Source organism: Ensifer sp. GW101-20A05 (assembly GCF_059424735.1).
In genome coordinates, this window is record NZ_JBWKZT010000019.1 from 54,350 (window position 1) to 66,690 (window position 12,341).

A 12,341-nucleotide genomic window follows, 5' to 3' on the forward strand; every position below is an offset into this window, starting at 1 on the left:
CGAGCAGCATGCATCGAGTGGCGATGCGGCGACGGCGGAAAATTACGTTTTCGGTGACGAGACAGCGAAATCTTCGGAGGATGAGATGGCCGGTCGGTGACGTATCGGCGATGCGCTGGAGCAATCCGAGGGGCACGAGAAAGCGATTGCCGGGCTCGAGCAGCGACGACACGCCAGAAAGCCGCGAGCGTGCCGTGGTGGGCGAGGATGCCGGTTGAGGGAGATAGGCCTGTATCAAGGGGCCCTCGATCGGATCGCGCTGCGGGCACTACATGACCGTTACGTAGATCTTACGTACGGTCTCGATCGTCTTCCAGACACCGACAAACCCCGGCTTCATGACGAAGCTGTCACCGGCTTTGTAGACGACCGGCCTGCCGCCTTCCGGCGTGAGTTCGACGACACCGGAGAGGATATGGCAGAATTCGAATGTCTCGCCCTTAATCGAGCGCGTCTCTCCGGGGGTTGCCTCCCAGACGCCTGTATGGATCATCTCTCCCCGTGCCACGTCTTGAGCCCAGGTCTTGAAGGAGGGACTGCCGGAGATCAGGCGTTCCGGAAGTGGACCGGACTCGCGCGGCGGGAAAGAGGGATTGGTGTCGATGTTCTTCAAGAGGGACATGGGTTTCCTTTCCTAGGATTGAGAGCTTAATAGCCGCGGCGGCGATCGATGAGCCCGATGGGATCAAGTCCGGCCCGATGACGCTTGATGTTCTCGATCACGGCCTCGGCGGCTGTTTCTGGTTGGGTGACGCTTGCTATGTGCGGCGTCAGCAGGATTTTCGGGTGGCTCCAGAGGGGATGACCCGTTGGCAGCGGTTCGGGGTCGGTGACGTCGATGACGGCGGCGGAGAGATGGCCGGTGTCGATTGCCTCGAGAAGTGCCTGGTGATCGAGCTGCGGACCGCGGCCGACATGAACGAGCGCCGCACCGGTCGGGAGCTTGGTGAAGAGGGCGGCATTGAGAAAGCCGCGCGTCTCGTCGGTTAAAGGCAGTAGACAGATGAGGATGTCGGTATAGCCCAACAGATGGTTGAGACCGTCAGTACCGTGCAGGCATCTGACACCCTCGAGTTGGCGCGCGCTGCGGCTCCAGCCGGATAGCGGAAAGCCGAAGGGCTGCAATCGTTCGAGCACCGCGGTGCCGAGCATGCCGAGGCCGAGTACGCCGATGCGGCGTTCCGACGCTTGAACCGGTGAAATGGCCCGCCAATGTTCGCTGCGCTGCTGGTCCAGATAGGCCGGCAGGTTGCGATGAAGCGCGAGCACGGCAAGTGTCACATATTCCTGCATCATCCGGACGATGCCGTCCTCGATCATGCGCACGACCTTCACATGCGGCGGCACGGCCTCGATGCGGAACTGGTCGACGCCGGCGCCAATCGAGAAGAGGATTTCAAGGTTGCGATAGCGCGAGAGATCTTCGGGAACCGTCCAGGTGATCAGGTAGCGCACCGCATCCGGATCGACCGCCGCCGCATCCTTGGCGAAAGGAACGTCCGCAAGCTCACGCGAAAAGGCTTCGGCGAAAATCGCACCGCGTTTTGCGTCGGAATTGAAGAGGAAGGTCATCACGCGTCTCCTTCTTCATGCCTCAGGCGCGGCAACATTCGCCGAGCCGCTCGATCATCGCCTGGCAGGCCAGGAGCTCATCGACGAGGATGAATTCGTCGGGCTTGTGGGCGCGGCCGATCTCGCCGGGGCCGCAGATGATCGCGTCGATGCCAGCCCGTTGGAAAAGTCCCGCCTCGGTGCCGTAGCTGACGGCCGGGAGAGACTCGAGACCGGTCAATTCTTCCAGCAGCCGCGCAAGCGGCGCATCGGGGCCGAGCGAAAGTGCCGGATAGGAGCTCAGTTCCTGCCATTCCACTTCGAAGCCGCGTTCCGACAGCGCCTCGGCCGCGTCTCGCATCGGCGCGAGCAGTTCCGCCGGATCGACGCCGGAAATCGCCCGTGCCTCGAACTCGGCCTCGCAGGTGTCCGGGATGATGTTGACCGCCTGGCCGCCCTTCACCGTGCCGATCTGCAGAGAGGAGTAGGGCGGCTCGAAAACATACTCGAAAGGACCCCGGGCCAGTCGGTCGGCTTCGGCGACCGCCCGGGCTAAGACGCTCGCAATGGCATGGATAGCATTCAGTCCCATGTCGGGCCTCGACGAATGGCCGGAACGACCCTTGACCGTAAGTCTGGCGGCGGCCTTGCCCTTGTGGGCGCGGATCGCGTGTAAGCTGCTCGGCTCGCCGATGATTGCGCCTAGCGGCGCCGCGCAGAGTTCCGGCAGGCGCGCGATCATGTGTGGCACGCCGCGGCAGCCCGCCTCCTCGTCATAGGAGAAGGCGAGGTGCAGCGGCCGGCGCAGGTGCATCTCGGCGAGCTTTGGCGCGACGGCGAGGGCGGCGGCCAAGAAACCCTTCATGTCGGTGGCGCCCCGCCCATAGAGTCGGCCCGCCTCTTGACGCAGACGGAAGGGATCGCCCGTCCAGCCGCTTTCGGCCGCCGGAACGACGTCCATGTGACCCGAAAGTATATAGCCCGGCACCTCTTTCGGACCGATCGTGGCGAACAGGTTAGACCGATCGCCCTCCGGGCCGGGAAGCAGGGTGACGGCGATGCCGTGGTTTTGCAGATAGCCGCGGATCCAGGCAACGATGTCACTATTGGGGGTGCTGACGACGGAGGGGAAGCCGACGAGCTTTTCGAGGATTTCCACTGCCTGCATTCTTGTCCTCACAGCATCCCGGTTCGCTGGGGTCGGCGCCGTCGATCATGCCCAGTACTTTAGAAGCCTATCCAGGCTTTACATGCCGAAAGCGCGTCGGATTTGGAGGATTGTGTTGCGTCAGACGGCCTCTCAAGTGAATTGTATCGAGCGCACCGTCCTAGTCTAACGGGTAAAGGTTTTGGCCGCGGGCCGGTTGGAAAGCGGGACGAGACAAGACGCCGGCAGGGACGGGAGGCAAGGAGTGGACACACCGACATCCGAATCCAAAGTCATTGACAGTTTCGAAATGCGCATAGCCGGGATCGAAAGCGCCGATCTCGAGCAACTGCACGCCCTGTCGGTTTCCGTCGGATGGCCGCTTCGCGCCGAGGACTTGCAACTCCTGCGCGAGGTCGGCCGCGGCTATGTGGCGCTTGATGAAATCGGCAGGCTGACAGGTTCGGCCATGTGGTTTCCGCACGGTGATGATTTCGCGACCATAGGCATGGTGATTACTTCGCCGCGGCTGCAGACAAACGGCGCTGGGCGTTGGCTCATGGGCCACGTGCTTTCGGATTGCCAGGGACGCGATCTGAGGCTCAATGCGACGAGGGCCTCCCGCCGCCTCTACCATTCGCTCGGTTTTGAGCCTATACGGACCATATACCAATGCCAGGGCATTGCCCGCCGGCCGACCGACTCTGTTACGCCAACGGAGCAGCCGGTGGTCCGGCGACTGGAAGGGGAGGACCTCGCCGCGGTCGTCGAGCTGGATGCAGGGGCATTCGGTGTTTCGAGGGCGACGCTGATCGGCAAGCTCTTTGCACAATCCATAGGCTACGGCTTGGTTCGCGGCGGTCGGCTGTGCGCTTTCGCACTTTGCCGTCCTTTCGGCAGGGGGCATGTCATTGGCCCGGTCGTGGCAGAAACTGATGCGGACGCCGTCGCAGTGATCCGGCAACATGTCTCCACCCACGAAGGTCATTTTTTGCGGCTCGACACACCAGTCGAGACCGGCACTTTCGCCACATCCCTCTCGCAATCCGGCCTGACCGTCTTCGACACAGTGCTCGCAATGTCCCGGCGGGGCAAATGCGCAGCGGTCGTAGTACCTGGACCGAACCTCTACGGGCTGGCAAGCCACGCGCTGGGCTGACTTGCGGCGATGGTGGGGGCGGAATCTGGCGATTGCTGCAAGCCTGTCTTGCATTAGAAGGGCGGCGCGCGAATACCGGGCTTGGGTGTTCGACCTGGTTGTCCGCCCAAACGAGCTCAGAGATGAAAGCGGTGGTGAGGGACATGACGGGCAGCGTACATCGCTGCGGCGGGGCGTCAATATTCGCTAGGCAGCCCCTAGTGCCCGTGCCTTCAGAGGCGATCTCTACGTATCAGCCGATCGACCATAGGTAATTTACAATCTCCCGCCGGATTGAGTCTCGGTCGCCGTACTTCTCGCAGATGCGGTTGAGCTCTTCGATGACGGCCTCCTGTTCCTCGTCGTCGCAAATCACGTACATGTTGTGCCCCACAGAGTTGATGTGGCACCCAGCCTCGATCACGTTTGCCACGAATGCAGGAATTTCTTCTTCGTTCATCAGGTGCAACAGGGCCGCATTGCTCATGCTGAGGTTCCTTCTGCTTTCGGACCCCTAGTAAGGTTTGGGGCAAGGACAACGCCGGAGAAGTCAGCCAAAATGGCAAGAGAGCAAAGATGCTCATCAGCGATCTCGATCAATGCGACGGCGACCTCATCGTCGGACCAGCCCGCCGCCGTACAGTAAGCGGCGAAGGCGCCGAACGCCTCTTTGAGAGCTTCTTGGCATTCATCACTGCTCTGCTCGTATCTAGTCTGGCGAGTGGGAGGGACAATTTTCGGTAAGTCTACCTGCATCATAGTTTCCCCGAGCGGCCTCATTGTTCTTTTGAGCTCCAGCCGAGCCATGTATGTGACCGTGGCGCTGAGGCGGTAACGCCTTGGTTGAAAACAGAATATGCGGCGATTGGTTTCTACCGCAATTGACCTCAGACCATTGGCGGGCCACCTAAGACTTGAGCCCTACAGCGAACGGGTACTCCCCCAACAGCTTCCTACCTCAACTTAGCTATTTGTAATTTCAAAAAGGGATTACCTACCGCGCCGGGCCGATCACGAGGTCGTAAATGAAGAGGTTCTCGCGGTTCCGAGCCTGATCCAGCCGCAGGCTGATCCCAGAGCGCTACGTCGCTTGGGGCTGGGGCGCGCTCTGTGAGATTCATCGTTCGAAGTTGTCGGTGGGCTAAGGTTCGACTCACATCATGGCGAGGGAAAAGAGTCGACATCCCCGTCTGGGCGGCATGTTGCCGGCTTCCGATCGTCTCGGGTGGTTTTCGGCCTTCCGATCGGAACGTGCAGGCAGCGCCATCGTCTGACATTGCGAGTGTGGCGATCCGACCCCGTTGACGACCTTGGTCGTTGCAGACTTAACGTCATAAACGAGGTCGAAAACTGACTTTCAGCTTAAGAGCATTCGGGCGTGCGCTCGTCTGGGGTTATTCACCACATTTCGTGTCCAGTCACATCGGGGCCGCCCAAGTTTCAAGACGTTGAACACCGCTAGGACGTGCGTATGTGGAAGATCCAAATCGGTCTCGCCGCTGTATCGTCCGGTGGCACGGATGAGACGACCCACAGTTTACCGCGGCGCGCGAGACGGCTAGCGGGCGACCCGCGGATGCTCTTTTCGTGTTATGATGGGCTTGCAGTGCGTAATCACGACCTTCGACAAGATGGCGGAGGCCGAACGCTATTTTTGCTCTGGCGCAGGAAGTTTTGCGTCCCCAGCATAGGCCCAACGCCGAAGCTGGATGTGCTGCCTTTTCCTGACTGATCCGGGGCGAGGAGGTAGTCCATGTCCACGAGTAGTGTCGACCGCCCGCTGCAGCCGGGCGACCAGGCCCCGAATATAGTGCTCGATGCGATATCGCGCGACGGCAAGATCGCGCTCGATGATTTTCGAGGCCGTAACCCGTTGTTGCTCGGTATGTTTCGCGGCCTACATTGTCCGTTCTGCCGGCGCCATGTCGCGGCGATGGCGCAACTTAAGCCGGCTCTGCGTGAGAAAGGCGTCGAATGCCTAGCAGTCGTCATTACGCCAGTCGAGCGGGCGCGGCTCTATTTCCGTTACCACCCGGCGCCCGATCTTCTCACCGCATCCGACCCGGAGCGGGCCTCGCACCGTGCTTTCGGCTTGCGCGAGGTCGGGATGGGCACGGTCATGGCGATACGGGTCCATCTCCCGGGCGAGTTGCCCGAGCCTATGGATGTCATGGCAATGGACGAGTTTCTCAACAAGAAGGAAGGATATGAGATTACGGAAGCCGATCAGCAGGCGATGGCTTCCAGCCAGGGGCAGCTTGTCGGTCAGTTCCTGATCGACCGAGGGGGCATCGTACGCTGGAGCTTCACTGAAGTTCTGGAGGCTGGCCTCAATACGTTCAGGGCACCGATTCCTGAGGAATTGATGTCGGCAGCTTCCCAAGTTACACATTAATAGGCTGCTGAAAACTCGTTCGACGACCACCGTCCTGTGGTGATTCTGTAAATTTGGATGATGCTCAGGCGCGGAGGGTTAAAGTCTGCCCGTGGGCTTCATAGCGATTTCCATTCAACGGCCGCGGAGCGACCAGACGCTAGAGCGAGCAGGCCTCGCGCTGGGCGGGGCGACGTCCCCTCCTTGCCGCAATCACGCCGGTCCGACGGGCGCGCCATATGGCAAGTTTCCACACCCCTGATTTTCCTTGGCGAAGTGGAGGTCAGGATTGGGTCGATTCTTCACCTTCCTCATCGCGCGTAGCGCGTCTAGGACGAGCCGGCTCTAGGCGGCGAGAACCAGCCGGATGTTCATAATTTATCGAGCGGAACTCTGCGCTCTGGCGGCTCAACCACAGACGAGCATGAGCAACGGCTATCGTTTGGATTCAGCATTTAGTTCCGCGAATTGGCAGGGGTATGCAGTAAAGCCCCCGCCTTTTCTGCCGCTGCCCGCAGACGCTTGTCTCTGGTCCACAAGGCCGCTCGCGGATCAAGGAGAATTGAGGCCAGCAAGTGGGCATCCGTGTAGCCAATGCCCATACTGAAAATGGCGTGGCGATCAATCATCATCATGACTTCGTCGTGCGTTGCGACGAACGCTTCACGTTGAGCCGCCAGGAAAGCTATCACGCTACCCCGGTCCCGAAGGCTGCCAAGTGCCAATTCACCAATCACGGCCGGATGGCAGAGGAGATGATCGTCCTCAATAATCCTACGCAACTCCGCATCGCCATGTCGAAAATGATCAATCCAGATGGAGGTATCAGCAAGTATCACTTGGCCGCTGCGCTCCGGCGGCGTGGGGCTGCCCCCGCATCCGGCATAGTTCCCCCGAGCGCGATGAGGCGTTTTCCCGACTCAACACGAACAAGCGTCTCCAACGCTTGGCGGACCAAAGCGGCGGTTTCTTTCGTGCCGGTTAGGAACCTAGCCCTTTCCATGAGCGTGTCGTCGAGGTTGATAGTCGATCGCATCGTTTGGTTTCCTGATTGTGGTACTTACAAATAGCACCAATTGGTGATGAAATCTACGCCTACCCCCCACTCTGATACGCCCGCCGTAGGATGTACAAAGCCGGCAACGCGGGACGTGTTTGTCGCGTGATGAGCGCCACCGTGCGTAAAGCGATTGCGCATCCTAGCCCTCAAAAACTGCAAGGGCCGCGGGTTCGCCCATCAAGGCGCGGCCCGTCACCCCAACTCTCTGCGCACATTGATGATGTGCCGAAGATTGCTAAGCATCCGGCAAAGGCCGCAGTCGAATGGACTTTCGTGAGCGCCACGAACTCCTCACCTTTTATCGGCGTGATTTAAGTCTGAGATTCGGCTCGTTGATTTGGAAGGGCGGATTTGAATGTAAGCCCGTAGGGACCCCCACCTTTCATTTGGCCCGCTGATCGGGGCATTTTCTGCATGAAACATGCGGAGTATCGTATCCATCCGAGCAGGGCCGCGGGATTTTGAGCGCCGCGCGTGGTAATGTCGGTTCATGGAGATCGATGAGGACAGGATCGACGATGCCGTTTTGGCGCTGTTGTGGCTGACGCTGCATAACGAGCGTTGTGCCTGGAAGGGCTTCGACTGGGCAGCGACGGATCGGCTTCACAAGAAGGGCATGATCGGGGACCCGGTCAACAAGTCGAAGTCATTGGTCCTGACCGATGAAGGCTTGGAGCGTTCGCAAGCGTTGTTCCGGGAGCTGTTTACGCGGTCGCCGCAATAGTCGTCCCTTTGTTCGACTTCCATTGCCAAGGCAGCAGTTCGTGCAGGCGGGAGACGGGAAGATCGGCGATGCGGGCGAACACATCGACAAGCCACGCCTTCTGGTCGACGTCGTTGATTGACGCGCCCGAAAAAAGGCAGTCAGAAGAGCGTAGCGCAGTGTCAACACGGACTCAGTTTGTGGCTCGGAACAGACGGCTTTCGAGGAATGACTGCATGTCTCGCCGCCCATCGGCGACGCAATAGACGATCACGTCCGAGCCCACGACTCGGTAGATCATCCGCCAAGGTTTATGGTGTAGCTCGCGATATTCTGTGATCCCAACCGGCGCGAGTTCTTTGGGCACATTTCCGCGAGCAGGTATGTCCTCAAGGCTCGAAGCTGCAGCTTCGAGTTCACCAAGTATTCGCTCGGCAGTTTCCACCCCCTCGCGGCCGGCGATGAAGCGATAGAGATCCTCGATGTCCTGTTCCGCGTCTTCGGAGAATAGAACTCTGTAAGACATCAGGTCCCGGACACGCGTTGCCGGATTCGTTTGAACGCTTCAGATGTAGGACGGAGCTTGCCCGCTTCGACCTGCTTGTTTGTCAGCGCCAACACCTTCAGGAGGGCGATTGTCTCTTGGGTTTCCTCGTACACCGTGACGTCTTGGAGCACCGCTTTCGCTTCGCCATGGACGGTGAGCACGACGGGCTCCCGATTTTCGGCGAGCGATCGAACGATCTCGGGTGCATGCGCCTTAAGATAGCTGATCGGTTTGACTTGTTGCGAGAGCTTCATAGGTCGGGTCCCCGTTTGGACCAAAATATAGGCCTTTAAATGGTCGAATGCAAATTAGCGGTCCGGCATTAAAGCCCTCTAGAGATTCATCCGCCAAGAACCTGAGCTTTGCCACTCAGTAGCTGTCAGGGCGATTGTCCCAGTTGCGATCTGCTTTGAAAGCTCCGCCCAGATGGGATCTCTGGTGAAACTTCCAAGATCACCGCTCGGCTGCTCCAAGTGCATCTCCGCGTATTTTGAAACAGAATCTGCGGGACCTCCAAACAGGTAGATCTCCAGGAATCGATAGCCGCCGGCAGGCTTCAAGGCACGATGACCCCAAAGCCCGGGTCGATGGTCTCCCTGGAGCTCGCGACATCGCCACGGGTGAGGGCCATGATCGCGTCAGTATCCAGCCCTTTGCCAGCGGCTGGGCTGCTGTTTTTTGGCGGCATGGACGAGCTCGATGCTTCCATCCGGCGCGCGACGGAAATCAGCCTTGCTCCCAGGCACTATACCCAAGAGGTCGCGCACCACCGTGCCGATCATGGCAGCAATGATGATGGTGGTCAGCAGTAGGGATCTTATGAAGGTGTTCACGGCGTTGCGAGCGATGCTGGCCGTCGGATGGGGAGCCACTGCAGTGATCGCGTTCGCAGCCGTTGCGATGATTGCATTATAACACAGAGCTGAAACGCTATCTCTGGAACAGGATGAGCAGTGCGCAGTTACATGCAAGTCGCGTCACGCCTAAAGGGGAGAAAAAATGCGCTTTCTCAGGGATAACGGGCTCTCCATTGTCTTAGTCGCTCTGTGGCTCGCCACAGTTGCGGGAATGCTATTCAGCGGATGGAGCGTTTATGCACGCGAGCTCGCCGATCACCGTTCGGCTCAGATCGGGCTGGCCGCTTACGCAAAATCTGGACACTTCTTCTCATCGCTTTTTGAAAACTGGGAATCGGAGTTCCTGCAAATGTCGGCCTATGTGATGCTCACAGCTTTCCTGTATCAGCGCGGCTCAGCCGAATCGAAGGACCCCGACGAACTGGCGGAACAGGACGAAGGCCCTGAACTGAAGCCGGATGACACGGAAGCTCCGTGGCCGGTACGCGTCGGCGGTTTCGCGAAGTGGTTATATTCCTACTCATTGGGCCTTGCTCTCGGTCTTCTTTTCCTCCTGACCTTCGTCCTCCATCTCCTCTACAGCAGCGAGGCTGCAAATGCCGAAGCCTTGATGCACGGACAGCCAGCGGCCTCGGTTGCCGAGCATCTCGTCAGCGCGCAGTTCTGGTTCGAGTCTTTCCAGAACTGGCAAAGTGAGTTCCTTTCGACAGCCGTTATCGTCGTGTTCTCGATCTTCCTGAGATTCCGGGGCTCACCCGAATCGAAAGCGGTCGCTGCGCCCCACGGGAAAACGGGGTGAGCGACCTTGCAAGATATCAAAGGCGGGCCTCGCAGTTAATCAAACACATGCCCCCGGTGGAGAAGCGCCTTATTTCATCACGTGCTTATATTAAACCGGTGGGCGATCCTGCTTACGCGGCGGGTACGGCAGTTGCGTGCCGGCATCGGGGCGAAACCCTTTTCTATCGTCAAGTTTCGGACGGGTGCGTTGCCGGGTACTGCCGGGCATCACCGGCTGGGCCCAGGTCAACGGCACACTCGACTGTCGAACGAAGAAAGACTCGCGCTCGACGTCTGGTATGTCGATCATGTCAGCCTAAGGCTGGATACCCGCATCCTTTTCCTGACCGCGCTGACCTTGATCTCCGGCGAAAAGCGAAACGATAAGCATCTTAAGGAGGCGCGGCGTCATCTTGCCGAGCGATACGGTGCCTCCACCCTGGAGCCGTGGAAGCAGACCGTCGATGAACACGCGCGATGAAGCAAGCAAGGCTCCGGCACAGCCTATTCCGCTCTCGTTCGGTCGAACCCTGGTGATCGCACCTCACCCCGACGACGAGGTGCTAGGTGCAGGCGGAACGATTGCGCGTCTGGCCGCGGAAGGCGAGCGAGTTTTCGTGGCGATCGTGACTGAGGGGCGCCCGCCCGCCTTTTCGGCAGAAAGCGTCGCAAAAGTCCGGTCGGAAGCTAATCAGGCTCATGCGCTGCTTGGGGTGGAGGAAACCTTCTGGCTAGGCTTTGAGGCGGTCGGTCTCGATCTTGCCGGGCATTCGGCCGTCAACAGTTCGCTTTCGGGTTTGGCTCGCTCCCTGTCACCCGAAACTAGCCTTCTCCCGTTTCCAGGCGATATCCATAGAGACCACCAGCTGACTTTCTTGTCGGCGCTTGTGGCGAGCCGACCGCACCAGGAAAGCTTTCCCCTTCGTATCCTGGCCTATGAAACGCTGTCCGAGACCAACTGGAACGCGCCCTGCCTGAACGCCCGCCTTCACACCGAACATCTTCGTCGACATTTCGCATCATCTCGACAACCATAACTAACCGGTTCGAAGCCTCTGCGCGTCATTCCAGCGTAACATGGCTGCCCGTGAGCTGAATGTAACCCCAGCGCTGCGTGCCGGCAGGCAAAAGCCGTCAAAAAAGTTAGGCGTGCAACTGCTCAGGCCGGTCCTTTTGCCGGAGTGGATCGCTATATCGGATACTGAAAATCTTACGCATCGAGCCATGGGGGATTGGACGCCGACAACGCGGTACAGGGCGAGGTCCGCAACGCCTCTCGAACCTTGTCGGCAGCGGACTGACGCAACCACGAGAGAAGGTAGTCGATGTTTACGCGACCGTTCAGATCTCTGGCCTGAGGTTTTGCAACTCCTAAAGGCATTTGCGCGAGAGGATCCAAACTGCGTCCGAGGAAAAAACGGGAAACCCAGCGACCGGACAACCGAAGTAAGACTAAGACCTTTGCGGCGAGCATTGGGACTGAAGTCCCATAGCGGAACCATTAGCGCCACCATACCTCTCTTAGAAGCTCCGCACGCCGGAGCGACAATCGATGAATTTCTAGCCTCGCATGCTTTCAAATGCAGACAACCGGGGCCAGAATCGACCCTGACCATGGCTCCTTGACTACCTCACCGGCTCCTCAGGGAGCCGTTTTTTTGGCTGGTGCGAGTTTGACTGTGGGTCTCAGTCAGGGGCAAAGGCAGTTCGTTGCCCACCGCGCTAAGTGCGTTTTGCGTACGAAAAGCCGTGGAGACACTATGATCACGCGTCGGATGATCCTGACAGCATTCTGGCCGGCAGTCTGCATCCTCGCCATCTCTTTGCCCTACAGCCTCGAAATGTCCAGCGCCGGGCTTGCGGTCGTCAAGACGGGCGCCTTCGCTGGCAATGGTAATGGAGGCGGGGGCGGAAATGGCGGGAGTGGTGGCGGCAGCGGAGGTGGGAATGCTGGCGGCAACAGCGGTGGGAATTCGAAGTCCAACAGCTCCGGTCGTGGGAACGCAAAGGCAAATGGGCAGGATGTCGGCGTTCGCCACCAAGGCGGCATTACCGAAGAGATTGTGAATGGCCGCTACATCATGAAGGATGGCCGCGGACGCACCATCATCAACCGCCGCGCGACGGCAAACGATAGAAAACGGATAGATTCATTCTTGCATTAGGTGAGAATAGGCGCACGGG

Annotated in this window: 15 protein-coding genes and 3 pseudogenes; 7 read left to right on the forward strand and 11 right to left on the reverse strand. The window is 59.2% G+C overall.

What is annotated here, in order from left to right; genetic code table 11:
• Nucleotides 1–268: 268 nt before the first annotated feature.
• The 3 genes from AC070A_RS30095 to argE are packed head-to-tail and all read right to left on the reverse strand — an operon-like array spanning nucleotide 269 to nucleotide 2,719.
• Complete coding sequence (locus tag AC070A_RS30095) at nucleotides 269–622, reverse strand: cupin domain-containing protein (RefSeq protein ID WP_057249992.1); 354 nt, start codon at nucleotides 620–622, stop codon at nucleotides 269–271.
• A 26-nt stretch (nucleotides 623–648) separates the two neighbouring features.
• The gene (locus AC070A_RS30100) at nucleotides 649–1,572 is read right to left on the reverse strand and encodes a 2-hydroxyacid dehydrogenase (RefSeq protein WP_113737895.1); all 924 of its coding nucleotides are present in this window, start codon (nucleotides 1,570–1,572) and stop codon (nucleotides 649–651) included.
• Nucleotides 1,573–1,594: 22 nt separating this feature from the next.
• Nucleotides 1,595–2,719, reverse strand: coding sequence for an acetylornithine deacetylase (argE, locus tag AC070A_RS30105; protein WP_057249996.1), 1,125 nt, complete (start codon nucleotides 2,717–2,719; stop codon nucleotides 1,595–1,597).
• Nucleotides 2,720–2,963: 244 nt separating this feature from the next.
• On the opposite strand from argE, the gene AC070A_RS30110 reads away from it, so the two are divergent.
• Entirely contained in the window at nucleotides 2,964–3,857 is an 894-nt protein-coding gene (locus tag AC070A_RS30110; RefSeq protein ID WP_057249998.1) for a GNAT family N-acetyltransferase, read from the forward strand.
• A 232-nt stretch (nucleotides 3,858–4,089) separates the two neighbouring features.
• Here the strand turns inward: AC070A_RS30110 and AC070A_RS30115 are convergent, their stop codons facing one another.
• Complete coding sequence (locus tag AC070A_RS30115; RefSeq protein ID WP_057250000.1) at nucleotides 4,090–4,323, reverse strand: Y4lK-related protein; 234 nt, start codon at nucleotides 4,321–4,323, stop codon at nucleotides 4,090–4,092.
• Nucleotides 4,320–4,592, reverse strand: a complete 273-nt coding sequence (locus AC070A_RS30120; RefSeq protein ID WP_113133077.1) for a hypothetical protein — start codon at nucleotides 4,590–4,592, stop codon at nucleotides 4,320–4,322. Before AC070A_RS30120 ends, AC070A_RS30115 begins: the two co-directional genes overlap by 4 nt.
• Nucleotides 4,593–5,589: 997 nt before the next feature.
• On the opposite strand from AC070A_RS30120, the gene AC070A_RS30125 reads away from it, so the two are divergent.
• A complete protein-coding gene (locus AC070A_RS30125) occupies nucleotides 5,590–6,231 on the forward strand; it encodes a peroxiredoxin-like family protein (RefSeq protein WP_057250003.1) in 642 nt (213 codons plus the stop codon).
• A 434-nt stretch (nucleotides 6,232–6,665) separates the two neighbouring features.
• Here the strand turns inward: AC070A_RS30125 and AC070A_RS30130 are convergent, their stop codons facing one another.
• Both AC070A_RS30130 and AC070A_RS30135 read right to left on the reverse strand, forming a co-directional pair.
• Nucleotides 6,666–7,049, reverse strand: coding sequence for a type II toxin-antitoxin system VapC family toxin (locus AC070A_RS30130; protein ID WP_057250005.1), 384 nt, complete (start codon nucleotides 7,047–7,049; stop codon nucleotides 6,666–6,668).
• Entirely contained in the window at nucleotides 7,046–7,246 is a 201-nt protein-coding gene (locus AC070A_RS30135) for a type II toxin-antitoxin system VapB family antitoxin (RefSeq protein ID WP_057250007.1), read from the reverse strand. The genes AC070A_RS30130 and AC070A_RS30135 overlap by 4 nt, the downstream gene beginning before the upstream one ends.
• A 514-nt stretch (nucleotides 7,247–7,760) precedes the next feature.
• Between AC070A_RS30135 and AC070A_RS30140 the strand changes: the two genes are divergently transcribed.
• Nucleotides 7,761–7,994, forward strand: a complete 234-nt coding sequence (locus AC070A_RS30140) for a DUF6429 family protein (protein WP_112995767.1) — start codon at nucleotides 7,761–7,763, stop codon at nucleotides 7,992–7,994.
• Here the strand turns inward: AC070A_RS30140 and AC070A_RS30145 are convergent.
• From AC070A_RS30145 to AC070A_RS30160, 4 genes and pseudogenes are all read right to left on the reverse strand, one after another.
• Nucleotides 7,975–8,112: pseudogene (locus AC070A_RS30145) on the reverse strand (transposase domain-containing protein); the annotation flags it as partial. The gene AC070A_RS30140 and the pseudogene AC070A_RS30145 overlap by 20 nt on opposite strands.
• Nucleotides 8,113–8,166: 54 nt before the next feature.
• Nucleotides 8,167–8,499 carry a type II toxin-antitoxin system RelE/ParE family toxin gene (locus AC070A_RS30150; protein WP_057250011.1) on the reverse strand — a complete coding sequence of 111 codons (333 nt, stop codon included), beginning with the start codon at nucleotides 8,497–8,499 and terminating at the stop codon, nucleotides 8,167–8,169.
• The gene (locus AC070A_RS30155) at nucleotides 8,499–8,774 is read right to left on the reverse strand and encodes a type II toxin-antitoxin system Phd/YefM family antitoxin (RefSeq protein ID WP_057250013.1); all 276 of its coding nucleotides are present in this window, start codon (nucleotides 8,772–8,774) and stop codon (nucleotides 8,499–8,501) included. Before AC070A_RS30155 ends, AC070A_RS30150 begins: the two co-directional genes overlap by 1 nt.
• Before the next feature lie 302 nt (nucleotides 8,775–9,076).
• A pseudogene (locus AC070A_RS30160) lies at nucleotides 9,077–9,326 on the reverse strand (AbrB/MazE/SpoVT family DNA-binding domain-containing protein).
• Nucleotides 9,327–9,519: 193 nt separating this feature from the next.
• Between AC070A_RS30160 and AC070A_RS30165 the strand changes: the two are divergent.
• The 4 genes and pseudogenes from AC070A_RS30165 (at nucleotide 9,520) to AC070A_RS30180 (ending at nucleotide 12,322) form a co-directional block, all read left to right on the forward strand.
• The gene (locus tag AC070A_RS30165) at nucleotides 9,520–10,176 is read left to right on the forward strand and encodes a DUF6766 family protein (protein WP_112995768.1); all 657 of its coding nucleotides are present in this window, start codon (nucleotides 9,520–9,522) and stop codon (nucleotides 10,174–10,176) included.
• 132 nt (nucleotides 10,177–10,308) lie between these two features.
• Entirely contained in the window at nucleotides 10,309–10,638 is a 330-nt protein-coding gene (locus tag AC070A_RS30170) for a hypothetical protein (RefSeq protein WP_492383665.1), read from the forward strand.
• Nucleotides 10,622–11,186: pseudogene (locus AC070A_RS30175) on the forward strand (PIG-L deacetylase family protein); the annotation flags it as partial. The gene AC070A_RS30170 and the pseudogene AC070A_RS30175, both read left to right, overlap by 17 nt.
• A gap of 731 nt (nucleotides 11,187–11,917) precedes the next feature.
• On the forward strand, nucleotides 11,918–12,322 hold the full coding sequence (locus AC070A_RS30180) for a hypothetical protein (protein WP_057250023.1): 405 nt from the start codon (nucleotides 11,918–11,920) through the stop codon (nucleotides 12,320–12,322).
• The last annotated feature ends 19 nt before the right edge of the window (nucleotides 12,323–12,341 follow it).

Coding starts and splice junctions, on each gene's coding strand:
- AC070A_RS30095 (WP_057249992.1), bottom strand. CDS start 622: ATGTCCCTCTTGAAGAACATCGACACCAATCCCTCTTTCCCGCCGCGC.
- AC070A_RS30100 (WP_113737895.1), bottom strand. CDS start 1,572: ATGACCTTCCTCTTCAATTCCGACGCAAAACGCGGTGCGATTTTCGCC.
- argE (WP_057249996.1), bottom strand. CDS start 2,719: ATGCAGGCAGTGGAAATCCTCGAAAAGCTCGTCGGCTTCCCCTCCGTC.
- AC070A_RS30115 (WP_057250000.1), bottom strand. CDS start 4,323: ATGAGCAATGCGGCCCTGTTGCACCTGATGAACGAAGAAGAAATTCCT.
- AC070A_RS30120 (WP_113133077.1), bottom strand. CDS start 4,592: ATGCAGGTAGACTTACCGAAAATTGTCCCTCCCACTCGCCAGACTAGA.
- AC070A_RS30125 (WP_057250003.1), top strand. CDS start 5,590: ATGTCCACGAGTAGTGTCGACCGCCCGCTGCAGCCGGGCGACCAGGCC.
- AC070A_RS30135 (WP_057250007.1), bottom strand. CDS start 7,246: ATGCGATCGACTATCAACCTCGACGACACGCTCATGGAAAGGGCTAGG.
- AC070A_RS30140 (WP_112995767.1), top strand. CDS start 7,761: ATGGAGATCGATGAGGACAGGATCGACGATGCCGTTTTGGCGCTGTTG.
- AC070A_RS30150 (WP_057250011.1), bottom strand. CDS start 8,499: ATGTCTTACAGAGTTCTATTCTCCGAAGACGCGGAACAGGACATCGAG.
- AC070A_RS30155 (WP_057250013.1), bottom strand. CDS start 8,774: ATGAAGCTCTCGCAACAAGTCAAACCGATCAGCTATCTTAAGGCGCAT.
- AC070A_RS30165 (WP_112995768.1), top strand. CDS start 9,520: ATGCGCTTTCTCAGGGATAACGGGCTCTCCATTGTCTTAGTCGCTCTG.
- AC070A_RS30180 (WP_057250023.1), top strand. CDS start 11,918: ATGATCACGCGTCGGATGATCCTGACAGCATTCTGGCCGGCAGTCTGC.